This is a genomic window from Actinotalea ferrariae CF5-4 (assembly GCF_000603945.1).
Classification (GTDB): Bacteria; Actinomycetota; Actinomycetes; order Actinomycetales; family Cellulomonadaceae; genus Actinotalea; species Actinotalea ferrariae.
The window spans coordinates 1-256 of record NZ_AXCW01000609.1; the positions used below are offsets into that span (position 1 = coordinate 1).

A 256-nucleotide genomic window follows, 5' to 3' on the forward strand; every position below is an offset into this window, starting at 1 on the left:
CGGTGACGGGGTCGAGGCCGAGCTGGGGCGCCTCGACGTCCTGGGGGTCCTGACCTTCGGTGCCGCCACCGTCGAGGCGGACGACGACGTCCTCGTCCGCGCTGCCCCCGACGACGACGCCGCCCTCGCGGACCTGCTGCAGGTCGACCTCGGTGCCGCGACGCCGGTCGCCGCGGGGAGCGAGGTCGCCGCGGTCACGGGGCTCGACCGCTCCGCGCCGACGCTGCTCGCGGCCGACGCCCCCGCAGCCGCCGAG

1 protein-coding gene is annotated in these 256 nt (G+C 78.9%); it reads left to right on the top strand.

The window, feature by feature from the left end; translation table 11 throughout:
- A partial coding sequence (locus N866_RS21920) for a hypothetical protein (protein ID WP_034230153.1) occupies positions 1 to 256 on the top strand: 256 nt, incomplete at both ends.